The organism is Aquilutibacter rugosus (assembly GCF_036541335.1).
In the GTDB taxonomy this organism is placed as follows: Bacteria; Pseudomonadota; Gammaproteobacteria; order Xanthomonadales; family Xanthomonadaceae; genus Aquilutibacter; species Aquilutibacter rugosus.
Map to the genome: position 1 here is coordinate 467,431 of NZ_JAZHBO010000002.1, position 25,125 is coordinate 492,555.

Consider the following 25,125-nt stretch of genomic DNA (forward strand, 5'->3'; position numbering starts at 1 on the left):
AACATACGGGCTTGTACAGCGTTGCAACGCAACATTTACGCGCGTGATGCGAGTTGCCGCAGGACATATTGCAGAATGCCGCCATGACGGAAGTACTCGACTTCCTTTGGTGTCAGCAGCAGTACCTGCGCCGGAAACTGCACGGTCTCACCTGAAGCCCGCGTCGCGGTCACCGTGACCCGGTTGGCAGTGCCATCACCCAGGCCAATGATGTCGATGCGTTCGCTGCCATCAAGCTGATACGTGTCGGCTGTGGCGCCATCGGCAAACTGCAGCGGCAACACGCCCATGCCCACCAGGTTGGAACGGTGGATGCGCTCAAACGACTCGGCGAGTACTGCTTTGACGCCTAGCAGATTCGTTCCCTTAGCAGCCCAGTCGCGTGATGAGCCCGTACCGTATTCCTTGCCGGCAATGACCACTAGCGGCGTACCGGTCTCGCGATACCGGGTGGCCGCATCAAAGATGGCCATCGCAGTGCCTTTGTTATCGTCGCCGTAGAACAGGGTGTTGCCACCTTCTGCGCCGCCCATCATGCGATTGCGCAAGCGGATGTTGGCAAAGGTGCCGCGCACCATGACCTCATCGTTGCCGCGTCGTGAGCCGTACGAGTTGAAGTCGGTCGGCGCCACGCCACGCTCCTGCAGGTAGCGGCCTGCCGGTGAATCGGCTTTGATATTACCGGCCGGCGAAATGTGGTCGGTGGTGATGCTATCGCCGAACAGACCAAGGATTCGTGCGCCCTGAATATCCTGCACCGGATCGGTTTCCATGCGCATGCCCGCAAAATACGGCGGGTTCTTGATATAGGTGGAATTGGCATCCCAGGCAAAGCGTTCGCTAGTGGGCGAGGCGATGTCATTCCAGCGCGCGTCTCCCTTGAACACATCGGCATAGTTGCCGCGGAACATGCCGGAGTTGATGGTATCGCGGATGAGTGCATCGATCTCCGCCGACGTTGGCCACAGATCACGCAGATAGACCGGTTGACCGTCGGCATCGGTGGCAATCGCATCCTTGGTCAAATCAATATCAATCGTGCCGGCAATGGCATAAGCCACAACCAGCGGCGGCGAGGCCAGATAATTGAGCTTGACCTCAGGGTGGATGCGGCCTTCGAAATTGCGGTTACCCGAGAGCACACCGGCGACGGCCAGATCGTTCTCGGCAATGGCGCGTGACACTGCATCGGGCAAGGGACCGGAGTTGCCGATACAGGTGGTGCAGCCATAGCCGACCAGGTAGAAGCCCAGTGCCTCAAGCTCGGTCAGCAGGCCGGCTTTGGTCAGATAGTCCGTGACGACTTTGGAGCCGGGGGCCAATGAGGTCTTGACCCACGGTTTGGCCTTGATGCCCAGGCGATGAGCATTGCGTGCGACCAGGCCCGCCGCCAGCATCACTGCAGGGTTCGAGGTGTTGGTGCAGGAGGTAATGGCTGCAATGACCACAGCGCCATCGCCAATGTCGGTCTCAACGCCGTTGATGGTCAGGCGACTGCGCGGTGGCTTGGCGAGATGATTACTTTGCGGTTGGGCACCGCCTTCGTCGAGCAGTGTTTCGGAGTCGCAGCTCTTGTCCTTACGGACGGCGGTATGGGCGCCGACGTTATCAAGGAAATTCTGCTGCATCGCCGATAGCGCAACACGGTCCTGCGGACGCTTTGGCCCTGCCAACGATGGCTCGACCGTGCTCATATCAAGCGACAAGGTGGCTGAGTATTGCGCAGCCTGCATCCCCGGTTCATGCCACAGACCTTGCGCGCGTGCGTACGCTTCGACAAATTCGATGTGTTCGGAATCGCGGCCCGAGGTTTTCAGATAGGCGATGGCTTCGGCATCGATCGGGAAGATGCCGCAGGTGGCGCCGTATTCCGGAGCCATATTGGCAATGGTGGCGCGATCAGCCAAGGGCAGATGCTGCAGACCGTCACCGAAGAACTCAACGAATTTGCCGACCACGCCGTGGGCGCGCAACATCTGCGTGACCGTCAGTACCAGGTCGGTGGCGGTCGTGCCTTCGCGCAATTGACCGCGCAGTTCAAAGCCAACCACTTGCGGGATCAGCATGGAGGAGGGCTGTCCGAGCATGGCGGCCTCGGCCTCAATACCGCCGACGCCCCAGCCCAGCACGCCAATGCCGTTAATCATCGTGGTGTGCGAATCGGTGCCGAACACGGTATCCGGGAAGGCCAGCGTGGTGCCGTTGACCTCACGGCGCATGATGACGCGGGCCAGATACTCAAGATTGACCTGGTGCACGATGCCGGTCTCGGGCGGCACCACCTTGAAGTCATTCAAGGCAGTCTGTCCCCACTTGAGGAACGCATAGCGCTCGGCATTGCGCTCGAACTCGATGGTGGCATTGAGGTCTTTGGCATCGCCGCGACCATACACATCGACTTGAACCGAGTGGTCGATTACCAGTTCGGACGGAATCAGCGGGTTGATTTGCGCCGCATTGCCGCCGAGTTCAACAACCGCATCGCGCATTGCCGCCAGATCGACAACGCACGGCACACCGGTGAAGTCCTGCAGCACCACTCGCGCAGGCATGAAGGCAATTTCCTGCTCGGATGCAGCCGTCGGATTCCATTGCGCCACCGCGCGGATATGATCGGCGCTGACGGTCATGCCGTCGTCTTCGTGACGTAGCAGATTCTCGAGCAGAATCTTCATGGAATAGGGCAGTCGCGAAATGTCGAACTGTTCCCCCAGTGCGGGCAACGAATAGTACCCGGAGGTGATGCTAGCTACGCGCAGTTCGCGCAGAGTATTGAAGGTATCGCGCATGGAAATCTCCGTCAGAATCGGGGGCTTTACGCATGATAGCGCGAGCCGTGTTTACTGGGCGGTAAGAGTGAGTCGGCACTGGCGAGAAATTGCCGAATCTGGCAAAATAGATGGGTTAAGCGGCGCCTGTCGCCGCCTCCGTCAGAGAAAGGAAACGACATGCTTCAAGCTTACCGTCAACACGTTGCGGATCGCGCCGCAATGGGTGTTCCGCCGCTGCCCCTGACCGCTCAGCAAACGAGCGAACTGGTCGGCCTGATCAAGAATCCGCCGGCCGGTGAGGGCGAATACCTGCTGGATTTGCTGACTAATCGTGTGCCTGCCGGTGTCGATGACGCCGCCTTCGTCAAGGCCTCGTATTTGGCCGCTATTGCCAAGGGCACTGAAACCAATCCGCTGATCTCGCGTACGCGTGCGACCGAACTGCTGGGCACCATGCTCGGCGGTTACAACGTCGCTCCGCTGATTGAGCTGCTGCCCGATGCCGAAGTCGGCACCGTCGCCGCCGATGCACTCAAGCACACCTTGCTGGTGTTCGATGCATTCCACGATGTGCAGGAGCTGGCCAAGTCGGGCAATGCCAATGCCAAGGCCGTGCTGCAATCCTGGGCCGATGCCGAGTGGTTCACCTCACGTCCCGAAGTGCCGCACGCGCTGACCGTTACGGTCTTCAAAGTCCCCGGCGAAACCAATACCGACGACCTGTCGCCGGCCCCCGATGCCACCACGCGTCCTGACATTCCGTTGCACGCGCTGGCCATGCTCAAGAACAAGCGTGAAAACGCTCCGTTCGTGCCGGAACAGGATGGCGTCCGCGGTCCCATCCAAGCTCTGCAGGATCTGAAGGACAAGGGCCACATGGTTGCCTACGTGGGCGACGTGGTCGGTACCGGTTCCTCGCGCAAGTCGGCTACCAACTCAGTGCTGTGGTGGACCGGTGATGACATTCCGTTCATTCCGAACAAGCGCTTCGGCGGTGTCTGTCTGGGTAGCAAGATCGCCCCTATCTTTTACAACACCATGGAAGACGCCGGCGCCCTGCCGATCGAACTCGATGTCTCCGACATGAACATGGGTGATGTCATTGAGTTGCGTCCTTACGATGGCGTCGCCCTCAAAGACGGCAAGGAAATCGCCAAGTTCGAACTCAAGTCCGAAGTCCTGCTGGACGAAGTGCGCGCCGGTGGCCGTATTCCGCTGATCATCGGTCGCGGTCTGACGGCCAAGGCCCGCGAAGCTCTGGGCCTGCCGGCTTCGGATCTGTTCCGTCTGCCGCACAACCCGGCCGATTCGGGCAAGGGCTACACGCTGGCTCAAAAGATGGTCGGCAAGGCCTGCGGTCTACCTGAAGGCAAGGGCGTCCGTCCGGGCACCTACTGCGAACCGCGCATGACCTCGGTCGGCTCGCAAGACACCACCGGTCCGATGACCCGCGACGAACTGAAGGATCTGGCTTGCCTCGGCTTCAGCGCCGATCTGGTGATGCAGTCGTTCTGCCACACTGCTGCTTATCCCAAGCCCGTTGACGTGATCACGCATCACACGCTGCCGGACTTCATCTCCAACCGCGGCGGTATTTCGCTGCGTCCGGGCGATGGCATCATCCACAGCTGGTTGAACCGCATGCTGCTGCCCGACACGGTCGGTACCGGCGGTGACTCGCACACCCGTTTCCCCATTGGTATTTCGTTCCCGGCCGGTTCGGGTCTGGTCGCATTCGCCGCAGCCACCGGTGTCATGCCGCTGGACATGCCGGAATCCGTGCTGGTTCGCTTCAAGGGCGAGATGCAACCGGGCGTCACCCTGCGTGACCTGGTCAATGCCATCCCGCTGTATGCCATCAAGCAGGACCTGCTGACGGTTGCCAAGCAAGGTAAAAAGAACATCTTCTCGGGCCGCATCCTCGAGATCGAAGGCCTGCCGCAACTCAAGATCGAACAAGCCTTCGAACTGACCGATGCCTCGGCCGAACGTTCGGCTGCCGGTTGTACAGTCAAGCTCGACAAGGAACCGATCATTGAATACCTCAACAGCAACATCGCGCTGCTGCGCTGGATGATTGCCGAGGGCTATTCCGATCCGCGTTCGCTGCAACGTCGTATCGACGCCATGGAAGCCTGGGTTGCCAATCCGCAACTCATGGAAGGCGATGCCGATGCCGAATACGCTGCCGTGATCGAAATTGATCTCAACGAAATCGTCGAGCCGATCGTGGCTTGCCCGAACGATCCCGATGACGTCAAGACGCTGTCCGATGTCGCCGGCAGCAAGATCGACGAAGTGTTCATCGGCTCGTGCATGACCAACATCGGTCACTTCCGCGCTGCTGCCAAGCTGCTCAACGGCGAGCGTGATATCCCGACCCGTCTGTGGGTCGCTCCGCCGACCAAGATGGACGCATCCGAACTGACCGACGAAGGCGTTTACGCCACCTTTGGTACCGCCGGTGCCCGTATGGAAATGCCGGGTTGCTCCTTGTGCATGGGCAACCAGGCACAGGCTCGCGAAGGCGCTACGGTGTTCTCGACCTCGACCCGTAACTTCCCGAACCGTCTGGGCCGCAACACCAACGTGTATCTGGGCTCGGCCGAACTGGCTGCCATCTGCTCGCGTCTGGGCCGCATCCCGACCCGCGAAGAGTACATGGCTGAAATCGAAGTAGTGAATCAGCAAGGTGCTGAGATCTACCGTTACATGAACTTCGATCAGATCCCGGAGTACCGTGATGCCGTGAGCAAGGTTGCATAACCCGACTCGCTAATTCGCGATAGGATAGGGCCATGAAGCGCATACCCAATGCCTTGATGGCCCTTTTCTTTGCAGCACGTTCTGATGATTGGGCTGCCGTGTCGACCGTTTCCCGCTTGTGACAATGCGGCGCAGACCGCTGGGTAACAGTGGTATCTCACTTACTGAGATTGGTTTCGGGGCTTCCGGGTTCTGGGGGGACTCCCGTTTTCCGGAACTCATGGCCGGCAAGGTGCTGCACGCCGTTGCCGACGCGGGCATTCGCTTTATTGATACCGGCCGCAATTACAGCGGCTTTCATGCGGAGCCGCGCTTAGGCCGCTTGCTGCAACCGATTTTTCGCCAAGTACCGCGGGATCAGTGGATCCTCTCATCCAAGGGCGGCACGCTAACGCCGGCCGGCGCACTCAGCAATCTCTGGACTCGCGAGCGTAAAGATTTCTCACTGGCCAATATTCAAGCGGGCATCGAGCAGTCGATTGCAAACCTGCAATGCGGCTATCTGGATCTGTACTTCCTGCATGGATTCACGCAGGCCGATGCCAACGATGAACTGTTGCGCGGTCTGCAGAACCTGCGGGCTAACGGCCGTATTCGTGCCATCGGCGTGAACACGCATACCGAGGCGGACATGCAGTGGCTGTGTGCGCATCGCGATGTGTTTGATGTCGCGCTGATTGACTACAGTCCTGCTGCACGCCATCGCGAAGCCATCATCGCGCGGATGCATCAGGCCGGACTCGGCGTCATCGCCGGCACCGTGCTGGCGCAAGGCCATGTGTTGCCGCCACGCCGCGTGCGCAGTCAAAAGGATCTCTGGTATCTGGCGCGTGCGTCGCTGAAGCCGTCAGCACGTCGCCTGTCCGAGGCCGCAGGGCCCGTTCGCGAGATCCTATCCGCGCAGAGTGAGATGACGCCCGCCCAGGCGGCCTTCGCTTACGTGCTGGAGAATGCAGCGATCAGCAGCGCGGTGTTCGGCAGCGCCGATGTCGCACACGTCCGTGAGATTGCCTACGCCTCAGGCAAACAGCTGTCGCCCGAACTTATGGCAGCGATTCGTCGATCCTGACCAGCGTACGGCCCAAGGAGCCTCCGGCCAGCATGCGTTCAAACACGGAGGGCAGGGTTTCTAGAGTGACCTCCTGCGTGCACATGGCGTCGAGTTGCCTAGGCTTCCAAGGGCCCGCCAGACGCTCCCAGATCGCATCGCGAATGTCTCTGGCGGTTCCGGCCGAGGCGACACCCAGCAGACTCACACCGCGGATGATAAACGGCATCACGGTGATGGGCAGATCGGCAGTAGCCGCAAGGCCGGCCGAGGCGACATTGCCGTAATGTGCGGTCTGGGCGATCAGGCTTGCCAGCATCGGGCCACCGACATTATCCAAGCCACCGCCAAAGCGTGCGGATTCCATCGGGCGTTGGGTGTTCAGTGCCTCACGTCCGACGATCTCGGTCGCACCCAGCGAGCGCAGATAATCGGCCTGTTCGGGCTTGCCGCTAATTGCGCATACATCGAATCCGGCCTGACTGAAGATGGCACAAGCCATGGATCCCACGCCGCCGGTAGCGCCGGTCACGGCCAGCGGCCCCATCGTCGGGGATTGACGGTTTTCGATCATGCGAAACAATGCCAGCGCTGCCGTAAAACCGGCGGTGCCGAGAATCATCGCCTCGCGCAGAGTCATGCCCTCGGGCAAACGGATCGTCCATTCCGACTGCAGACGAGCAAACTGCGCGTAACCGCCGTCGCGCGTTTCACTGAGACCGCTACCGGTGCACAGGACGGCATCGCCTTCGCGGAACTGCGGATCGCTTGATGCAACCACATAACCCGCCACATCAATACCGCCGTTTAAAGGAAACTGACGTAGGATCTTGCCGCGACCGGTACCGGCGAGCGCATCCTTGTAGTTCACCGACGAATAGGCAACGCGAATCACCACCTCGCCGGGGCTGAGCTGGTCAATTGTCATCGGCTCGAGACCGGCGCGGTAGCCCTGTTCGTCGCTGTGAATGCGGAAGGCATTGAATGTCGTCATGGCATGAGGCTCCGAAACGTTTTAGCGCAGGTTGGCGTCGCGGCGTTTGCCATCGAGCCATTTGTCCACCCGAATGGGCTGATAGGCATCCATCCATTGCAGCAACTCGGGCAGGGAGTCGCCGAAATACAGATCGTTACGCTGTTCGGGATGCAGGAAGCCCTCGGCCACCATGTGATCCAGCATGTCCCGCAGCGGCGCCCAGTAATTGTTGACGTTCCAGAAGGCGCATGGTTTGTCGGCGATGCCGATCTGGCGCCAGGTCAGCATCTCGAACATTTCGTCGAGGGTGCCAAAACCGCCGGGCATGGCAATGAAGCCGTCGGCGATGTCGAACATGCGCATTTTGCGGGCGTGCATGGTCTCCACGACTTCGAGGCGGGTGAGTCCGTTGTGCGCAACTTCCCATTGCATCAGCGATTCCGGGATGACACCGATGACTTCGCTACCGGCCATTAAGGCCGCGTCGGCGACCGTACCCATCAGGCCAACATTGCCGCCGCCGTAGACCAGCTGACGCGCCTGTTGGCCCAGCACGGTGCCAAGTTCGGTAGCTGCCTTTGTATAACGCGGATCGCGGCCGGAATTGCTGCCGCAGTACACGCAGATGCTCTGGATCATGATTTCTGCTCTCTCAAAAACAATGGGCCCGTCCGTTGCCGGAAAGGCCCATGTTGAACTCAGCGTTGAACAACGCGCTTAGTTAGCTTTGTGAATCGCACGCTTGGCGACGGCCATGGCCGCGTCGTGAATCGCTTCGGACATGGACGGGTGCGCATGGCAGATGCGGGCCAGGTCATCGGCAGAGCCGCTGAATTCCATGGTCAGCACGCCTTCGTGCACGAGTTCCGACACCATGGCGCCGACCAGGTGCAGACCCAGGACGCGATCGGTTTCGGCATGAGCAATCACCTTGGCGAAACCGGCGGGTTCGGCCATTGCGACAGCGCGGCCAACGGCGGCGAACGGGAAGCTACCGACCTTGTACGGGATGCCTTCGGCCTTGAGTTGCTCTTCGGTCTTACCGACCCATGCAATTTCCGGTTCGGTGTAAATCACCCACGGAATGGTGTCGAGGTTAACATGACCCGGCAGACCGGCGATCAGTTCGGCAACGGCGATGCCTTCCTCAAAGCCCTTGTGGGCCAGCATCGGACCGCGTACGCAGTCACCAACGGCCCAGACGCCATCAACGCCGGTGTGGTTGTGCTCATCGACCTCGATCTGGCCGCGGTCATTGACCTTGACGGCGCAGTCTTCGGCCAGCAGGCCCTTGGTCGCGGCACGACGGCCCACGGCAACCAGCAGCTTATCGACCACCAGGGTCTGTTCGCCCTTGGCATCGGTGTAGCTGATGGTGACTTCCTTCTTGTTGCCCTTGCCGCTGATTTCGACCTTGGAGGCCTTGGCACCGACCAGGATCTCCAGACCTTGCTTCTTGAATTCGCGAGCAGCGGTCTTGGCGACTTCGGCATCGGCTGCGGCCAGGAAACTCGGGGCGGCTTCGAGCACCGTAACCTTGGAACCCAGTCGATTCCAGACCGAACCCAACTCCAGACCGATGACGCCGGCGCCGATGACGCCCAGTCGTTCAGGCGTGGATTCGAAATTCAGGGCGCCGACGTTATCCACGATGGTGTCGCCATCGAACTTGGCAAACGGCAGTTCAATGGAATCGGAACCTGCAGCAATAACGACATTGGTGCCTTTGAGTTCGACTTCGGAACCGTCATGCTGCTTGACCTTAACCACATTGCCGGCATGCAAAGTGCCGAAGCCGTAGAACGGCGTGATTTTGTTGGCCTTAAACAGCATGGCGATACCGCCGGTGAACTGCTTAACGATCTTGTCCTTGCGACCGATCATGGTCGGAACGTCGATCTTGGCATCGTTGAAGGCGATGCCGTGTTCGCCGAACAGGTGACCCATATTCCAGAACTGTCGGCTCGAATCGAGCAGAGCCTTGGACGGAATGCAGCCGACGCGCAAGCAGGTGCCGCCGAGTGCCGGTTGACCGTCCTTGCCCAGAGCCGCATCAATACATGCGACCTTGAGACCCAGTTGCGCCGCGCGAATAGCGGCGTGATAACCGGCAGGGCCGGCCCCGATGACGACGACGTCAAATTGCTGTTGTTCTACCATGATGCAGTCCTCTGATTACATGCCGAGCAGCATGCGTTCCGGGTTTTCAAGCTGGTTCTTGATATCAACCAGGAACTGTACGGCGTCCTTACCGTCAATGATGCGGTGATCGTACGACAGCGCGATGTACATCATCGGTGCGGCGATGACCTGACCGTTTTCGACAATGGCGCGCTCCTTGATGGCATGCATGCCCAGAATCGCGGATTGCGGCGGATTGACGATCGGGGTGGACATCAGCGAACCGAAGGTGCCGCCGTTGGTGATGGTGAATGTGCCACCTTGCAGATCGTCGAGCGTCAGCTTGCCGTCGCGGGCCTTGGTGGCGTAATCGCCGATGGCTTTTTCGATTTCGGCAAAGCCCATGTGTTCCACGCTACGTAGAACCGGCGTCACCAGACCGCGGTCGGTGGACACGGCGATAGAGATATCGGCATATCCGTAGTAGATGATGTCGTTGCCGTCGACCGAGGCATTGACGATCGGATACTTGCGCAGGGCATTAGCAGCTGCCTTGGCAAAGAAGCTCATGAAGCCGAGCTTGACGCCATGATCCTTCTGGAACTGTTCGCCCAGTTGCTTGCGCATTTGCATGACCTTGGACAGGTTCACCTCGTTGAACGAGGTCAGCATCGCGATCGAGTCCTTGGACTGCATCAGGCGCTCGGCAATGCGAGTACGCATGCGGGTCATCGGTACGCGTTCTTCAGGACGGGCACCGCCCTTGACGCCCGGGGTCTTGCCAGTCGCAAAGTTAACGATGTCTTCCTTAGTGACGGCACCGCGACGGCCCGTGCCTTGCACGTCGGCAGGGTTGGTGCCGGTGGTGATGGCTTCGAAACGGGCGCCCGGCGGCAGCGTGCTGACGCCTGCAGCAGAGGAGTTCACCGGTGCCGGAGTGGTGCTGGCCGGTGCGGCGGCCTGGGCCTTGGCGGCGTCGGCCTTCGGTTGCACTTCCTGTGCGCCGGCGGCAGGTTGCGCGTCTGCGGCGGCAGGTGCCGGAGCGGCGGCGCCTTCTTCGATCACGGCAATGACTTGTTGAGAATTGACGGTAGCGCCTTCCTCAAATTTCAGTTCCTTGATCACGCCGTCGGCCGGAGCCGGCACTTCGAGGACGACCTTATCGGTCTCCAGGTCAACGATGTTTTCGTCGCGCTTGACGGCATCGCCGACTTTCTTATGCCAAGTGGCAATGGTGGCGTCCGACACGGACTCGGGCAAAACGGGGACTTTGATTTCGATGCTCATGGGTTGGGTCCTGTGTGGAACTTATTCGTCTAAATCGTTTTCGTTCACGTCGCCGGTCAATGCGGCGGCCAGCAAGGCCGCCTGTTCGGCTACGTGATCGCTGAGGTGGCCAACGGCCGGCGAGGAGGAGCGGACGCGACCGGCATAACCCAGGGCGCGCGAACCGGCACAGGCCAGCAGATGATGGCGAATCTGATACCACGCACCTTGGTTCATCGGTTCTTCCTGGCACCAGACCATTTCGGTAGCGCTCGGATACTTGTCGAGCTCTGCCTGCAGTGCGGCACGCGGGAACGGATAAAGCTGTTCCACACGCACGATGGCGATGTCTTCGGCACCGGCCTTGTCGGCGGCTTCGATCAGATCGTAATAGACCTTACCGCCGCAGACCACGACGCGCCGCACCTTCTTGCGGGCAGCGGCCGTGTCCTTGATACGCGTGTCGCCAATCACCGTGCGGAAGCCGCCGTCGGCCATGTCATCGAGACTGGAGACAGCGAGCTTATGGCGCAGCAGCGACTTGGGTGTCATGACCACCAGCGGTTTGCGGGTCGTCATGAGCATTTGCCGGCGAATCATGTGATAGGCCTGTGCCGGAGTGGTCGGCGTGCAGACAATCATGTTGTTGAGTGCACACAGCTGCAGGTAACGCTCCAGGCGTGCCGAGCTGTGTTCCGGACCTTGGCCTTCGTAACCGTGTGGCAGGAACAGAGCGAGACCGCTGAGGCGTCCCCACTTGGCTTCGCCGGAGGACAGGAACTGGTCGACCACCACTTGCGCGCCGTTGGCGAAGTCACCGAACTGCGCTTCCCAGATATCGAGCGTGTTGGGATCGGTGCTCGAGTAGCCGTATTCAAAGGCCATCACAGCCTCTTCGGACAGCAGTGAGTCGATGATGGTGACCTGATTGGGGTTCGTAACCAGACGACGCAGCGGCAGCACGTATTCGTCGTTGGTTTGCTCATGCAGGATGGCATGGCGGTGGAAGAACGTACCGCGACCGCAGTCCTGACCCACCAGACGCAGACGGAAGCCCTGATCGATCAGCGTCGCGTATGCCAGATTCTCAGCGAAGCCCCAGTCGCCCGGCAGTTCGCCGGCGGTCATCTTACGACGATCGTCGTAGATCTTGGCGACGCGCGGATGCAGCTTGAGGTTGTCCGGCACGGCGTTGATCAGCGTGGCGAGTTCAGTCAGCTTGGCCTTAGGCACGCCGGCATCAAAGCCATCGGTCATCTTGCCTTGCAGCAGGCTCTTCCAGGTGGCAGCCAGTTCGTCGTGTTCGACTTCGGCCAGTTCCGTGGTGCGTTCACCTGCATCCAACTTATCGCGGTAAGCATCGGCCATGGCGGCAAAGTCGTTGGCACCGATGACGCCCTCGGCGACCAGACGCTCTGCGTACAGTTCGGCCGGGCGCTTGTGGGCACGAATCACGCGGTACATGACCGGTTGCGTTGCTGCCGGTTCGTCGGCCTCGTTGTGACCGTTGCGGCGATAGCAGACCAGATCAATGACGACATCGCGACCGAAACGCTCACGGTAATCGAGTGCGATTTCCGTTGCGAACAGCACGGCTTCGGGGTCATCACCGTTGACGTGGAACACCGGCGCATTGACCATGCGGGCCACGTCGGTGCAATATGGGGTAGAGCGGGCGTCTTCGGTGTACGACGTGGTGAAGCCGATCTGGTTATTGATCACGATGTGCACAATGCCGCCGACCTTAAAGCCGCGCGCCTGTGACATCTGGAACAGTTCCATATTCACGCCTTGGCCCGCGAAGGCCGCGTCGCCGTGAATCAGCACACCCATGACCTGCTGCTGTGCTTTCTCGGTGCGACGATCCTGACGCGAACGTACCGAACCGGCGACCACCGGATTGACGATTTCCAGGTGCGACGGGTTGAAGGCCAGCGCCAGATGCACCGGACCACCTGGGGAAACGACATCGGCCGAGAAGCCCATGTGATATTTGACGTCACCGGCGTTGGCCACCGGATCGTGCTCGAACTTGCCTTCGAACTCATCGAACAGCTTGCGCGGCGGCTTGCCGAGCGTATTGACCAGCACATTGAGGCGACCGCGGTGGGCCATGCCCAACACGATTTCCTGCACGCCCTTGCTGCCGGAGCGGGCGATCAGATCGTCGAGCATCGGGATCAGTGCGTCACCGCCTTCGAGCGAGAAGCGCTTTTGACCCACGTACTTGGTGCCCAGATAACGCTCCAGACCATCGGCAGCAACCAGACGCTCGAGGATGCGTTTCTTCTGTTCAGGGGTGCGCGAATAGCGGCCTTCGCCACCGGCCTTTTCGATGCGGTCAATAAGCCAATAGCGCTGTTCGGTGTCATCAATGTGCATGAACTCGGCGCCGATGGAGCCGGTATAGGCCTTGTCCATCCAGGCGATGAGATCGCGGAGCTTCATTTGCTCGCGGCCACCGATACCACCCGTAGCAAACTCGGTGTCCAAGTCGGCGGCGGAAAGATTGTGGAATTCGAGCGTCAGATCCTGCGCGGTGGACTTTTGCCACAGGCCCAGCGGATCAATATTGGCGAACAGATGACCACGCGCGCGGTAGGCGTGAATCAGGCGGCCGACGTTGTACTGGGCGGAGTTCTCGCCGGTGGCAGCGCCACGCGAGCTGCCGGCACCGGCAGCGGCGGGCTTGCCGGCGGAGCGAGCTGCGGCACGGACCTCCTCGATCACGGCCGAATGCGGGATGTCACCCGCTTCGCGGCCCTTCAGGCCATCGAAGTATTGACGCCATTGGGCATCGACACTGTCGGGATCGACGAGCCATGACTCGTACAAATCATCAATAAAGGCGGCGTTGGCGCCGAGCTGCGAGGATTGCCGGAACTGCTTGAGGAGACTGTCCACGTCGGATTTTTTTATCAGCTTTATGAGATCAGAATTTGCGCCTGCATGGCGGTGCAGCAGGCGATTCAGAATTATACCCCACAGGCGCGCTGAATGGCCCGCCTACGGGCGTTCCAGCACGTATTGACCTGCGGCAAACAATTGAACCACGGCTTGCTGTGCATCGGCAGGCAGTTCGCTCCAGGTGCGGCGGTCGAGTGTCTTTAGGCCTGCCAAGCGCGCGGCACCGGCGGGGTGGATCGTGAGCGCTTCGCCATTAAAGAACAGTTGCGCCTGGTCGGCACTGACTTGTCGCCACGCCATATTCGACCATGGGTGGCGCTGCAATCGCAAGCCGCCACCCAAGGCGATATCAATCGCCGTACGGTCGGGCTGCTCTTCGGACGGCACGATGTCACCCGGATTGCGATAAGCCGTAATGAAGCGACCGAACCAATCCTCGAGGGCGCCATCGGGCGACTCCAGCAGAGCCTTCATGGCCTGGCGCACGCGATGAAGCGCCGCGGCATCAATCTCACGCGGATCGGTCGGCGGTTGCAGGTCCGGATCGGTATAGCGGTGTTCTTCGCCGAGCTCGATGGTCAGGCGATCGGCAAAGTCACCAATCAGATCGGCCTGACTCGGCGCGCGCATGCCGACCGAATAGGTCAGACAGGGATTCAGGGCCACACCGTGATGTGGCACCTCGGGCGGCAGATACAGCATGTCGCCGGGATTCAAGGTCCAGGCGTGCGTTGCATTGAACTGACGCAGCAACTTTAACTCCACGTCGTCGCGGAAGGCCAGATCGGGCAGGGTACCGTTCATGGCCATGGATGCATCAATCTCCCAGCGCCGCTGACCCAGCCCCTGCAGCAGGAACACATCGTAATGATCGACGTGTGCACCGACATTGCCGCCGGTCGCTGCGAACGAGATCATGATGTCGTCAATGCGCCAGCGCGGCAGAAAGGCAAACGCATCGAGCAGGGCCGCGACTTCGGCATCCCACTTGTCCACATCCTGGACCAGCAGCGTCCAGTTCTGTTCGCCAAGGCCCGGGAACTTCTCTTCGGGGAAGGGACCGTGCTCAACCTGCCATTGCGTGCCCTCGGCATTGTGTTGAATCAGACGCGAAAGTGCCAGTTCCTCGCAGGCGAGACCCGCCAGATCCTCGGGTTCCAGCGGCGACTCAAAGCCCGGAAACGCATTGCGAATCAGCAGCGGCCGCTTTTGCCAGTAATCGCGCAGAAACTCGGCGGGCGTCATACCCAAGGGCTGATGCGCGCCGGCATCCACCTCGAGCGGCAATGCAGCTGTCACGCTCAGATATCCTGCGCGAGTTCGCGGGCCAGACCGATGTAGTTGCCGGGCGACAGATCCAGCAGGCGCTGCTTGGCGTCGGCCGGAATGGCCTGCGCTTCGATAAAGACCTTCAGGCTGTCCGGCGTAATGCCCTGGCCGCGTGTCAGGTCCTTGAGCTTTTCATAGGGATTTTCGATGCCATAGCGGCGCATGACCGTCTGGATGGCCTCACCCAGGACCTCCCACGACTGGTCGAGGTCGGTCGCGAGACGATCTTCGTTGAGGCTGAGTTTGCCCAGGCCACGCTGCAACGCGTCGTAACCGATGACCGAATGACCAAAACCAACACCAAGAGCACGCAGCACGGTGGAGTCGGTCAAGTCGCGTTGCCAACGGCTAATTGGCAGCTTGTGTGCAAAATGTTCCAGCAGTGCCGTGGCGATGCCCAGATTGCCTTCGGCATTTTCAAAGTCAATCGGATTGACCTTATGCGGCATGGTCGAAGAGCCGACCTCGCCGGCGCGCAGCGCCTGCTTAAAGTAACCTTGCGAAATATAGCCCCATACGTCGCGGCTAAAATCAATCAGGATCGTGTTGATACGGCGTTGCACGTCGCAATACTCAGCGATGCCGTCGTGCGGTTCGATCTGCGTAGTGTACGGCTGCCAGCTCAGACCCAGCGAATTCACAAAGATCTTGGAGAAGGCGCGCCAGTCGACTTCGGGGTAGGCAATCTGATGCGCATTGAAGTTGCCGACGGCACCGTTGATCTTGCCCGGCACCGGCAGCTCGGCAAACACCAGGCGTTGACGCTGCAAGCGGGCAACGACGTTGGCCAGTTCCTTGCCGACGGTAGTGGGGGATGCCGTTTGGCCATGGGTACGCGCCAGCATTGGTACAGCAGCAAACTCATGGGCCATGTCGCGCAGCTTGGCGATCAGGGCATCGAGCTGCGGCAGCAGCACCTGATCACGGGCGCCCTTGAGCATCAGCGAGTAGCTGAGATTATTGATGTCTTCGGAAGTGCAGGCGAAATGGACAAACTCCAGCTTGGGAGCCAGCTCGGCATCGTCACGCAGGGCCTCTTTGATCAGGTACTCGACCGCTTTCACATCGTGATTGGTGGTGCGTTCGATTTCCTTGACCCGCACGGCCTGTTTGATCGAGAGGCCATCGGCAAACGCACGCAGGCGACCGATCTGCGCATCGGTAAAGGCGGGCAGTTCCGTAATGCCATCCTCGGCGGCGAGCGCAATCAGCCACTCCACTTCGACCTTGACACGGGCCTGGATCAGTCCGAACTCCGAGAACATGGGACGCAGCGCGTCGACCTTGCCTGCATACCGGCCGTCCAGGGGCGACAGCGCCAGCAGTTGAGACTCGATCACGGAAAACGCAGACATGATGACTTCCTTAACAGTGGATGTGGTGCAATTTCGGGACTCCATTGTAACGCCCTGTCGGGATGCCTCGGCTCGGCTATTCTGAAATTGATATCCGCACGGGAACCCGCCATGACCAAGGCCAAGAACAACGTCCGCATCGAGTCCGACAGCATGGGCCCGCTCGAAGTCCCGGCCACGGCGCTGTGGGGCGCAAGTACCCAACGGGCGATCCGGAACTTCCGTTTCTCCGGACAGGGCATCCCGCGGCCCCTGATTCGTTCGCTAGGGCTGATTAAGGCCTGCGCTGCCGCAGTCAATGCCGAGCATGGACACCTGCGCAAGGGGCCGGCACGGGCGATTGAGGTGGCGGCAATGGCCGTCGCTCGCGGTGATCACGACGATCAGTTCCCGGTGGATCTGTATCAGACCGGCTCGGGCACTTCGAGCAACATGAATGCCAATGAGGTCATTGCGCATCTGGCCAGCCGCAGCGGCCGCTATTCGGTGCATCCCAATGATCACGTGAACTTCGGTCAGTCCTCGAACGATGTGATCCCGACCGCGATCCGTATTGCCATCCGTCTGACCACCGACGAAGACCTGCTGCCGTCCTTAAAGCATCTGCGCCGTGTGATTACCCGTCGTGCGCGGCAACTCACCAAGGTGGCCAAGACGGGCCGGACTCATCTCATGGATGCCGTGCCGCTGACGTTTGCTCAGGAGTTCGGCACTTGGGCCGCGCAGCTGTCCAGCGCCACAGATCGGATCGAAGACACGCTCAAACGCGTTCGGCGCCTGCCCATTGGTGGCACTGCCATCGGCACGGAACTCAATAGTGACATCCGCTTTGGTCACGCCATGGCCAAAGCCTTGAACACCGCGACCGGCCTGATCTTTGAGTCCGCTGACAACAAGTTCGAAGGCATTGCCGCGCAGGACGATCTGGTCGAGTTCTCCGGTCAGCTCAATGCGCTGGCCGTTGCCTTGATGAAGATTGCCAATGACCTGCGCTGGATGAACTCCGGTCCCTTATCGGGTTTGGGCGAGATCGAATTGCCTGCACTGCAACCGGGCAGCTCCATCATGCCGGGCAAGGTCAATCCGGTGATCCCGGAGGCCGTGTCCATGATCTGCGCTCGTGTCATGGGTTCCCATCACTCGGTGAGCATTGCCGGCCAGAGCGGCAATTTCCAGCTCAACGTCATGTTGCCGCTGCTGGCAGGTGAATTACTCGAGAGCATTCGTCTGTTGAGCAATGCAATGCGTCAACTCGCGGACGATGCGATCGCCGGTCTGGTCATCCGCCATGACGATGTGGCTCACGCAATGAACCGCAACCCGATCCTGGTAACGGCTCTGAATCCGGTCATCGGATATGAAAACGCCGCTCGCATTGCCAAGAAGGCCTATGCAGAGCGGCGTCCGGTGTTGGATGTGGCTCGCGAACTGACCGACCTCAAAGAGGCCGATCTGATTCGTCTGCTGGATCCTACTGAGTTGACGAAGGGTGGTCTGTAGCATCCTTTTCCGCAAAATCACGCTCGATATCGACCGGGTCGCAGCGATCGCCTTCGCCGACATAAGGCCTAAATTCCGCAACCTGTGCGCCTAGCTGCTGACGCGTGGTCTGCATCGCATTCGTGGATTTGCAAATGGCAATCGCAGCCGGCTTGATGCGCTCTTTGACGGTGCTTTCGATGTGCTTTTCGAACTCGGCTTCGCGCTTGGGATCATCACCCTTAAGAATGGAGCTGATCGCCAGACGGACGCCCTGTGATACCGCGGTCGATGCAACACCCACGGCGTCACCGGCAATGCTGACGGCATCGCCAGCGACTTGCTTGCCCTGCTGATGCATGGTCGCAGCCAGTTGTTGCTGTTGCGCGGTCAGTGTCACCGGCTTGCCGTCGATGCTCAACTTGCCATCGGCGGAAACCAGCGCCTCGGGCTGACCATCGGCCTTCAGGACCAGATTGTCGTCCTTAAAGCGAATGTTGTCGCCATGGATCTCAATGCCGTCACTGATCTTTTCGTTAACCTTGGATTCAACGGCGGTTCGGACATCGTCGCTCTTCTGATTCGGAACCTTGGCGTCAGAGCAACCCGCAAACGTACCGATCAGCGCGGAGGCGAGTAATGCATTTGCAAATACCTGTTTCATTAGTCTTGTTCCTTGGTGAAAGGGATTACAGGGCGCCGGCATGGCGACGTTGGCGGATGGCCAGACTGATCATGCCGACACCGGCAATCACACCGGCCCACAGCTCAGGCTTGAGTAGCAGGCGATAGACTTCGCCCAGAACCGGCAGCGAGTAGGGCATCAGGTCACTGTGTCCCATGATGTCGATTTCACCCAGGGCCGGCACAAAGCTTCCCGGCACGATACCCGGCAGGATGCGATACACAATGTGATGGAAATAGTTTTCCGTGATGGCACTGGAGGCGCCGAGCGAGCTACCCGATTCAATCCAGACAATGATCAGACCCAGCAGCAAGGGCAGGCCGATAGCCCACAGCAGCGGAACGCGCTTGGCATAGGCCGAGCAGAGCAACAGCCAGCCGGCAGCGGGAAGGGCCCACAGTGCATGCAGGGGCAAACCGGCAAACACGCTGGCAATCACGCCGAGCGGATTACTGTGCTGCCAGATCATCAGTGGCGAGATGCCGACAAACATGCAGGCCACGCTAGCGAGTGCGGCATACACGAGTACCAGTGCCGCACTGACCAACATCGCAACACCGGGAATGATCACCAGGGCCATCACCGCTTTACTCAGCACCGTGTCACGATCGGACACCGGCATGGATTTCCAGAACAGTAAGCTGCGGTCTTTGCGCTCATCGTAAATAGCGCCGATGCAGTAGAAGAACGCGACAATACCAGCCAACAGCAAGGGCCACATAGAGGCCGCGTAGTAGAGCATATCGAGCCCCTTGCCACCGGCGGCCAAATCGCTGCTGCTGAGTTTGGTGACCACACCGCTGAGGCTGTCTACCGTGAATTCCATGTGCTGGCCGTTGATCGTGACATCGCCGGCCCGATCATGGAAGCGCGCATAGGTCACAGCCGAAGTTACTGCCGTTACCAGCACCTGGACGGCGGCAAGGATTGCGGGAGCCCAGACAACGGCGCCCTTGTGTTCCCAGATCTCACGCTTCAGTAGCGTCAGGAACCGGGAATTACGTTTCGTTGCACGAGCCACAGGTCGTTCATTGAGTGCGACGGCATTCATGCGACTTCTCCTTTCAGGGTAGCGACAAACAAGTCAGCGACGCTCGGCGTGCGGACTTCGCCAAGGTTGGCGAGCGCGGCGCGGTCGGCGCCGTCGAATACGAAAATGGACTTGCCAAAGGGCATGGACTGCTCACTAATGGGTTTAAGTGCACGGGCTGCTTCGACTTGATCAGCCGAGGTCAGCACTTGCGTATACCGGTCGCCCATCACATCGAGCGGCGTTTGCAGTGCGATCCTGCCGTGATCGATGAAGATGACGTCAGTCAGAATCGATTCCACTTCTTCCACCTGGTGGGTGGTGATCAGGATGGTCTTGTCCTCGTCGAAATAGTCTTCGAGCAGGCGCTTATAGAACTGCTTGCGGTGCAGGATATCTAGGCCGAGCGTGGGCTCATCGAGAACCAGCAGCCTGGCGTCGATGGCCATGACCAGCGCCAGATGCAACTGCACGATCATGCCCTTGGACATTTCCGAGACCTTCATGTCCTGGTGAATGGTGGCCTGGTCCAGAAAGCGCAGGCACTTGGCACGGTCAAACCGGGGGTGGACGCCTTCGACATAGTCAATGACCTGGCGGGTACGAATCCAGCGGGGCAGCACGGCAACGTCAGCAATAAAGCAGACGTTCTCCATCAGCTGTTCGCGCGAAGTGCGCGGATCCAGGCCGAACACGCGTAAATCGCCTTCGAAATCCTGCAGACCGAGCAGCGAATTCAGCAGCGTGGTCTTGCCGGCACCGTTGGGCCCGATCAGACCGACAATGCGACCCGGCTCGATAGCGAAGTTAATGGAATCCAGCGCGCGGCGGTCCTTATAGCGTTTGGTGACGCCACGGCCGACAATCAGATCAGCGGAAGCAGTTTGGAGGTCATTCATGGCCGGGTTTTCCAAAGCGTTGTTGGGAGTCTTGCAGCAAAGAGGCGGGATCAATACCAAGCTGGTGCATGCGCTCCAGAGTATGCGGCCATTCAACGGTCAGGAAGTGCTCGCGCTCAGCGCTGAGCAATTTGCCGGTGGCCGACTCGGTGACAAACATGCCGATACCGCGTCGCTTTTCTACCAGGCCTTCCTGTACCAGTTCCTGGTACGAGCGGCTGACAGTGATGGGGTTGACCTGATAATCCGAGGCGACTTGGCGCACGGAGGGCAGGGCATCGCCCGGTTTCAGTTCACCGGAAAGCATCATCGCAATAATCCGTTGCTTGAGTTGAAGAAAGATGGGGGCACTGTCGTTCCATTGGACGGCGCTCATGAGCGGGGCTCCTTACGGAAATCAAAGAAGGGCATCCGGACGCCGGAAGGCGAGCGTCGAGTCGAACGGCTTTCGACTAGCGGCTGCGCATCCAGGTTCAGAGCCAGCCGTGCGCGTTGCACGGCGGTGGGACGTGCGGACGTCGAGACAGAGGTGGCCTGGGCCATCGTCCGTACGCCCGATCGTGCGGTAGCAGGTGCGGCCACAGCAGCGGCAGCAGCAGCCCACACTAGTAGCGTTCCTGCCAGCGCCGTTACACTGTGTTGACCGAAAGTGATCATTTGGGACCCGTTGTATTGAGGTGGTGTTGTAGGCAACTATAACACCGAATCAGATGCCCGCAATAGGTCTGAAGTCATGCCATGGAGTTTTGAACCTGAACGGTCTCTTCACGGCACCTTGATCCCACCCGATTGGCGTCTGACAATGGGGAACTTTCATTTGCTGCAACCTTTTCGGAGTGATTCGCTTGCGTTCTCCCCTCTGTTCGGCCGTCGGACTCGTGACTTTGGCCACGCTGTTCGCCGCTACGCCCGTCCCGGCGCAGACTTCTGCGGCCAAAGCCGCTTCTGCAACTGCAACTACTAAGAGTTCCAATTCCATGCACAGCTATGCCGTCGGGCAAAATATCGCGGCCAAACTGGGCCACCTGGGTACCTTCGTCAATGGCGATACGCTGGTCAAACTGCTAGGCGAACATCTCGATGGCAAAGCTCCGCGCATTGATGCGGTTCGCGGCGAACAGATCTTTATGCAGATCGCCGACAAGCCCGAGATCAAAACGCTACCGGCCGGGATTACCCCCGACGATGTCGCTGCTGTCGCTGCCGGTTATCTGATCGGACCGAGCCTCAATGCGGTCAAGAATGATGTGTCGCTCGACGATGTGTATCGCGGCGTGCGAACGACCCTTGCCGGTAAGCCGGAGTTGTCCGATGCCAAACTGCGTGAACAGCTGAGTCAGTTTGCAGCACTAATGCAACAGCGCTCGGCAGAACGCAATGCCAAGGCTGCTGAGACTAATAAAGCCGAGGGCACTGCCTTCCTGACGAAAAACAAAGCGGTAGCCGGCGTCAAAGTAACGGCATCGGGCCTGCAATATATCGCTCTGCGTGAGGGTAACGGTCCGCGGCCGACGCCTTCGCAAAAAGTACGCGTCCATTACGAAGGCCGTCTGATTAACGGTACCGTTTTCGATAGCTCGTATAAGCGCAACGATCCTGCGGAATTCCGCCTTGATCAGGTGATTAAGGGCTGGACTGAAGGTCTGGGTCTGATGCCGGTCGGCAGCAAGTACCGCCTGTTTATTCCGTCCGATCTAGCTTACGGCGCGACCCCTCGCCCGGGTGGCCCGATCGGCCCTAATGCGACGCTGATCTTTGACGTCGAACTGCTCAATATCGTGCCGAACTGATCGGCGCTACACCCCGGAGATTTTTGCTACATGAAATTGAATGTGTTTCACGCCGCGACGCTCTCGCTGGCACTGCTGGGCGGCTTGGCTGCCTGCGACAAGACCGATAAGACCAAAACCGACGACAAGACCGCGACGGCTGCCGAGGGTGTGGCAGACATTAAGGGTCTGGGCAATGAAAAGGAACAGTACGGTTACGTGCTGGGCCGTGACATGGCCGAATCGCTCAAGCCGGGCAAGGACGAAATCGATATGGACGCCTTGGTTAAAGGGCTGAAGTCGGGTTTTGCCGGTGACAAATCGCTGGTGACTGACGAGCAGGCATCGAACATTCGCGAACGTCTGAGCGAAAAGATGCAGGCCAAGCAAATCGCTGAAATGATGGCCGCTTCCAAGCGCAATGCAGAGCAGGGGGCTAAGTTCCTGGCTGAAAACGGCAAGAAGCCGGGCATCGTGACGACGCCGTCGGGCCTGCAGTACCAGGTGATCCAGGAAGGTACCGGTGACAAGATCAAGCCGAACGACGTCGTGCAAATGCATTACAAGGGTTCGCTGATTGACGGTAAGGTCTTCGACAATTCGCAAGATCACGGTAACAAGCCGGCTCTGTTCCAACCGACAGCCGTGGTCCCGGGCCTGCGCGAAGCCATGGGCCTGATGCGCGTTGGCGGCAAGTACAAGCTGTTCATTCCGGCCAACCTGGCATACGGCGAGCAAGGCACGCCGGGCGGTCCGATTCCGCCGAATGCAACCCTGCTATTTGACATTGAAGTGGTCGGTCTCGGCGTTCCCAAGGACGCGCAGATGCCGCAACGCTAAGTCGCTATAATGGCGACAACACGGCGGTCAGCGACTTGCTGGCCGCCGTTTTTTATTGAATCCTGTAGGGGCACGCATGCGAGCAACGATTTTCGGTACGGGTTATGTGGGGTTGGTTACCGGCACTTGTCTGGCCGAGGTCGGCCATGTGGTGACTTGTGTTGATGTCGACCGTCAGAAGATCGAGGGCCTGAAGAACGGCAACATTCCGATCTATGAGCCCGGCCTTGAATCCATGGTTACCGGCAACCACGCTGAGGACCGTCTGCATTTCACCACCGATGCTGCAGCCGCAATCGCCGATGCCGAAGTCATTTTTATCGCGGTAGGCACGCCACCCGATGAAGACGGCAGTGCCGATCTGCAGTATGTTCTCGCTGTCGCCAACACCATCGGTGAGCATCTGCAACGGCCCGCAGTGGTCGTCAATAAATCAACGGTGCCGGTCGGAACTGCAGACAAAGTTCACGCCACCATTGCCAAGGCACTCGCAGCCCGCAGTGCCGATATCGCTTTCAGCGTCTGTTCAAACCCCGAGTTCCTCAAGGAAGGCGACGCTGTCAACGACTGCATGCGCCCTGATCGCATTGTGATCGGTTCCGATGACGAGTCGGCCATTCGTGTACTTAAACGTCTGTACGCGCCGTTCAATCGTCAGCACGAACGTTTCGTGGTGATGGATGTGCGTTCGGCCGAACTGACAAAGTACGCAGCCAACGCCATGCTGGCCACCAAGATTTCCTTCATGAATGAAATGGCCAATATTGCCGAGCGTGTCGGTGCGGACATCGAACATGTGCGCAAAGGGATCGGCTCGGATCCGCGGATTGGCTGGCACTTTATTTATCCGGGCGCCGGTTACGGTGGTTCCTGTTTCCCGAAGGATGTGCAGGCACTGAGCCGTATCGCCAAGTCGGTTGATCTCGACGCCGAACTGCTGACCGCCGTTGAATCGGTGAACGATCGCCAGAAGAATCATCTGTTCGATCTGATGGTCAGGCATTACGGCTCTGCCGATGCATTGCGCGGCAAGCGTGTTGCCGTATGGGGCCTGGCATTTAAGCCCAATACCGACGACATGCGCGAGGCCTCATCGCTGCGGCTGTTATCGCATCTGCTCGATGCAGGCGCCCAGGTCACGGCTTACGACCCCGAAGCCATGGATGAAACCCGTCGCATTATGGGTGATCGTCATGGCTTTGAGCTGGCCGCCAGTGCGATTGATGCCCTGAGCGATGCGCACTGTCTGGTCGTGGTCACGGAGTGGAAACAATTCCGCGCGCCGCGCTTTGACCGCCTGCAATCGCAGCTCAAAGATGCAGTCGTGTTTGACGGCCGCAACATGTACGACCCGGAAGAAGTCGAAGGGGCAGGGGTTGCCTACTACGGTATTGGCCGTGGTCGCTCGGTTGAGCGCACGGACTCCTGATGAGCGACGATCTCATCCGGCGCTTGGCGGACCTTGAATCGCGTATTGCGTTTCAGGAGCATCATCTCGAAGAGCTCAGCGACGCGCTCGCCGATGCCCGCGCCACCGAGGCCCGCAATGCCTTGCTCTTGCACCGCCTGACCGAAGACCTGCGCCAGCTGCGCCTGACCCTGGCCTCGGCTCCGGTTACAGGGGATGGGGGAGCGGAGCCACCGCCGCCACATTATTGATTGGCCGTTGCAAAACTCTTGGCAAACCGAATTGCTTGAGATATCATAGTCAACTCGATTTCGGGGTATAGCTCAGCCTGGTAGAGCGCTACGTTCGGGACGTAGAGGTCGTAGGTTCGAATCCTGTTACCCCGACCAACACCAAAAGGCCGCCTAGCAATAGGCGGCCTTTTATTTTGTCCGCACCTCTGTCCACCATTCGACTTCGAAGTGGCGGACCGCCGA

Annotated in this window: 20 protein-coding genes and 1 tRNA gene; 8 read left to right on the forward strand and 13 right to left on the reverse strand. The window is 59.6% G+C overall.

All coding sequences use genetic code 11. The features are described from left to right. Window positions 1-35: 35 nt before the first annotated feature. Window positions 36-2,789 carry an aconitate hydratase AcnA gene (gene acnA / locus V3390_RS07440; protein WP_331703977.1) on the reverse strand — a complete coding sequence of 918 codons (2,754 nt, stop codon included), beginning with the start codon at window positions 2,787-2,789 and terminating at the stop codon, window positions 36-38. A 159-nt stretch (window positions 2,790-2,948) separates the two neighbouring features. On the opposite strand from acnA, the gene acnB reads away from it, so the two are divergent. Both acnB and V3390_RS07450 read left to right on the forward strand, forming a co-directional pair. Further along, the gene (gene acnB, locus V3390_RS07445) at window positions 2,949-5,537 is read left to right on the forward strand and encodes a bifunctional aconitate hydratase 2/2-methylisocitrate dehydratase (protein WP_331688693.1); all 2,589 of its coding nucleotides are present in this window, start codon (window positions 2,949-2,951) and stop codon (window positions 5,535-5,537) included. A gap of 220 nt (window positions 5,538-5,757) precedes the next feature. Continuing rightward, entirely contained in the window at window positions 5,758-6,606 is an 849-nt protein-coding gene (locus V3390_RS07450) for an aldo/keto reductase (protein ID WP_331703978.1), read from the forward strand. Here the strand turns inward: V3390_RS07450 and V3390_RS07455 are convergent. The 7 genes from V3390_RS07455 to purB all read right to left on the reverse strand — a co-directional run bounded on the left by V3390_RS07455 (window position 6,581) and on the right by purB (window position 16,524). Continuing rightward, window positions 6,581-7,579, reverse strand: coding sequence for a YhdH/YhfP family quinone oxidoreductase (locus V3390_RS07455; protein WP_331703979.1), 999 nt, complete (start codon window positions 7,577-7,579; stop codon window positions 6,581-6,583). The two genes, V3390_RS07450 and V3390_RS07455, sit on opposite strands and share 26 nt — an antisense overlap. A gap of 21 nt (window positions 7,580-7,600) precedes the next feature. Then, entirely contained in the window at window positions 7,601-8,197 is a 597-nt protein-coding gene (locus V3390_RS07460) for an LOG family protein (protein WP_331688963.1), read from the reverse strand. A gap of 81 nt (window positions 8,198-8,278) precedes the next feature. Continuing rightward, window positions 8,279-9,721 (reverse strand): dihydrolipoyl dehydrogenase, encoded by a 1,443-nt coding sequence (gene lpdA, locus V3390_RS07465; RefSeq protein WP_331703980.1) that lies wholly within the window; start codon window positions 9,719-9,721, stop codon window positions 8,279-8,281. Window positions 9,722-9,736: 15 nt separating this feature from the next. Beyond that, on the reverse strand, window positions 9,737-10,969 hold the full coding sequence (gene sucB / locus V3390_RS07470) for a dihydrolipoyllysine-residue succinyltransferase (protein WP_331703981.1): 1,233 nt from the start codon (window positions 10,967-10,969) through the stop codon (window positions 9,737-9,739). A 21-nt stretch (window positions 10,970-10,990) separates the two neighbouring features. Then, window positions 10,991-13,852, reverse strand: coding sequence for a 2-oxoglutarate dehydrogenase E1 component (locus tag V3390_RS07475; protein ID WP_331703982.1), 2,862 nt, complete (start codon window positions 13,850-13,852; stop codon window positions 10,991-10,993). A gap of 102 nt (window positions 13,853-13,954) precedes the next feature. Continuing rightward, window positions 13,955-15,154 carry a cupin domain-containing protein gene (locus V3390_RS07480; RefSeq protein WP_331703983.1) on the reverse strand — a complete coding sequence of 400 codons (1,200 nt, stop codon included), beginning with the start codon at window positions 15,152-15,154 and terminating at the stop codon, window positions 13,955-13,957. 2 nt (window positions 15,155-15,156) lie between these two features. Then, window positions 15,157-16,524 (reverse strand): adenylosuccinate lyase, encoded by a 1,368-nt coding sequence (gene purB, locus V3390_RS07485; protein ID WP_331704337.1) that lies wholly within the window; start codon window positions 16,522-16,524, stop codon window positions 15,157-15,159. 126 nt (window positions 16,525-16,650) lie between these two features. On the opposite strand from purB, the gene V3390_RS07490 reads away from it, so the two are divergent. After that, entirely contained in the window at window positions 16,651-18,039 is a 1,389-nt protein-coding gene (locus V3390_RS07490; protein ID WP_331703984.1) for a class II fumarate hydratase, read from the forward strand. On the opposite strand, the gene V3390_RS07495 is transcribed toward V3390_RS07490, so the two are convergent. From V3390_RS07495 to V3390_RS07515, 5 genes are read right to left on the reverse strand one after another with little or no spacing between them, the layout of a single operon-like run. After that, a complete protein-coding gene (locus V3390_RS07495; RefSeq protein ID WP_331703985.1) occupies window positions 18,011-18,682 on the reverse strand; it encodes a DUF2884 family protein in 672 nt (223 codons plus the stop codon). The genes V3390_RS07490 and V3390_RS07495 overlap by 29 nt on opposite strands. Before the next feature lie 25 nt (window positions 18,683-18,707). After that, window positions 18,708-19,754, reverse strand: a complete 1,047-nt coding sequence (locus V3390_RS07500) for a hypothetical protein (protein WP_331688702.1) — start codon at window positions 19,752-19,754, stop codon at window positions 18,708-18,710. Continuing rightward, a complete protein-coding gene (locus tag V3390_RS07505; RefSeq protein WP_331703986.1) occupies window positions 19,751-20,632 on the reverse strand; it encodes an ABC transporter ATP-binding protein in 882 nt (293 codons plus the stop codon). Before V3390_RS07505 ends, V3390_RS07500 begins: the two co-directional genes overlap by 4 nt. After that, window positions 20,625-21,008, reverse strand: a complete 384-nt coding sequence (locus tag V3390_RS07510; RefSeq protein WP_331688704.1) for a GntR family transcriptional regulator — start codon at window positions 21,006-21,008, stop codon at window positions 20,625-20,627. Before V3390_RS07510 ends, V3390_RS07505 begins: the two co-directional genes overlap by 8 nt. Further along, window positions 21,005-21,289 carry a hypothetical protein gene (locus V3390_RS07515; RefSeq protein WP_331703987.1) on the reverse strand — a complete coding sequence of 95 codons (285 nt, stop codon included), beginning with the start codon at window positions 21,287-21,289 and terminating at the stop codon, window positions 21,005-21,007. Before V3390_RS07515 ends, V3390_RS07510 begins: the two co-directional genes overlap by 4 nt. A 188-nt stretch (window positions 21,290-21,477) precedes the next feature. Between V3390_RS07515 and V3390_RS07520 the strand changes: the two genes are divergently transcribed. From V3390_RS07520 to V3390_RS07540, 5 genes are all read left to right on the forward strand, one after another. After that, a complete protein-coding gene (locus V3390_RS07520) occupies window positions 21,478-22,422 on the forward strand; it encodes an FKBP-type peptidyl-prolyl cis-trans isomerase (RefSeq protein ID WP_331688706.1) in 945 nt (314 codons plus the stop codon). Between the two features lie 30 nt (window positions 22,423-22,452). Then, complete coding sequence (locus tag V3390_RS07525) at window positions 22,453-23,241, forward strand: FKBP-type peptidyl-prolyl cis-trans isomerase (RefSeq protein WP_331703988.1); 789 nt, start codon at window positions 22,453-22,455, stop codon at window positions 23,239-23,241. Between the two features lie 76 nt (window positions 23,242-23,317). After that, window positions 23,318-24,670, forward strand: coding sequence for a UDP-glucose dehydrogenase family protein (locus V3390_RS07530; protein WP_331688708.1), 1,353 nt, complete (start codon window positions 23,318-23,320; stop codon window positions 24,668-24,670). Then, on the forward strand, window positions 24,670-24,900 hold the full coding sequence (locus V3390_RS07535) for a SlyX family protein (protein ID WP_331688709.1): 231 nt from the start codon (window positions 24,670-24,672) through the stop codon (window positions 24,898-24,900). Before V3390_RS07530 ends, V3390_RS07535 begins: the two co-directional genes overlap by 1 nt. 61 nt (window positions 24,901-24,961) lie before the next feature. Further along, window positions 24,962-25,038 (forward strand) — tRNA-Pro (locus tag V3390_RS07540). The last annotated feature ends 87 nt before the right edge of the window (window positions 25,039-25,125 follow it).

What these genes read in the sequence shown, in the direction of transcription:
- acnA (WP_331703977.1), bottom strand. Translation starts at nt 2,789, where the DNA reads ATGCGCGATACCTTCAATACTCTGCGCGAACTGCGCGTAGCTAGCATC.
- acnB (WP_331688693.1), top strand. Translation starts at nt 2,949, where the DNA reads ATGCTTCAAGCTTACCGTCAACACGTTGCGGATCGCGCCGCAATGGGT.
- V3390_RS07450 (WP_331703978.1), top strand. Translation starts at nt 5,758, where the DNA reads ATGGCCGGCAAGGTGCTGCACGCCGTTGCCGACGCGGGCATTCGCTTT.
- V3390_RS07455 (WP_331703979.1), bottom strand. Translation starts at nt 7,579, where the DNA reads ATGACGACATTCAATGCCTTCCGCATTCACAGCGACGAACAGGGCTAC.
- lpdA (WP_331703980.1), bottom strand. Translation starts at nt 9,721, where the DNA reads ATGGTAGAACAACAGCAATTTGACGTCGTCGTCATCGGGGCCGGCCCT.
- sucB (WP_331703981.1), bottom strand. Translation starts at nt 10,969, where the DNA reads ATGAGCATCGAAATCAAAGTCCCCGTTTTGCCCGAGTCCGTGTCGGAC.
- V3390_RS07490 (WP_331703984.1), top strand. Translation starts at nt 16,651, where the DNA reads ATGACCAAGGCCAAGAACAACGTCCGCATCGAGTCCGACAGCATGGGC.
- V3390_RS07495 (WP_331703985.1), bottom strand. Translation starts at nt 18,682, where the DNA reads ATGAAACAGGTATTTGCAAATGCATTACTCGCCTCCGCGCTGATCGGT.
- V3390_RS07500 (WP_331688702.1), bottom strand. Translation starts at nt 19,754, where the DNA reads ATGAATGCCGTCGCACTCAATGAACGACCTGTGGCTCGTGCAACGAAA.
- V3390_RS07505 (WP_331703986.1), bottom strand. Translation starts at nt 20,632, where the DNA reads ATGAATGACCTCCAAACTGCTTCCGCTGATCTGATTGTCGGCCGTGGC.
- V3390_RS07510 (WP_331688704.1), bottom strand. Translation starts at nt 21,008, where the DNA reads ATGAGCGCCGTCCAATGGAACGACAGTGCCCCCATCTTTCTTCAACTC.
- V3390_RS07515 (WP_331703987.1), bottom strand. Translation starts at nt 21,289, where the DNA reads ATGATCACTTTCGGTCAACACAGTGTAACGGCGCTGGCAGGAACGCTA.
- V3390_RS07525 (WP_331703988.1), top strand. Translation starts at nt 22,453, where the DNA reads ATGAAATTGAATGTGTTTCACGCCGCGACGCTCTCGCTGGCACTGCTG.
- V3390_RS07530 (WP_331688708.1), top strand. Translation starts at nt 23,318, where the DNA reads ATGCGAGCAACGATTTTCGGTACGGGTTATGTGGGGTTGGTTACCGGC.
- V3390_RS07535 (WP_331688709.1), top strand. Translation starts at nt 24,670, where the DNA reads ATGAGCGACGATCTCATCCGGCGCTTGGCGGACCTTGAATCGCGTATT.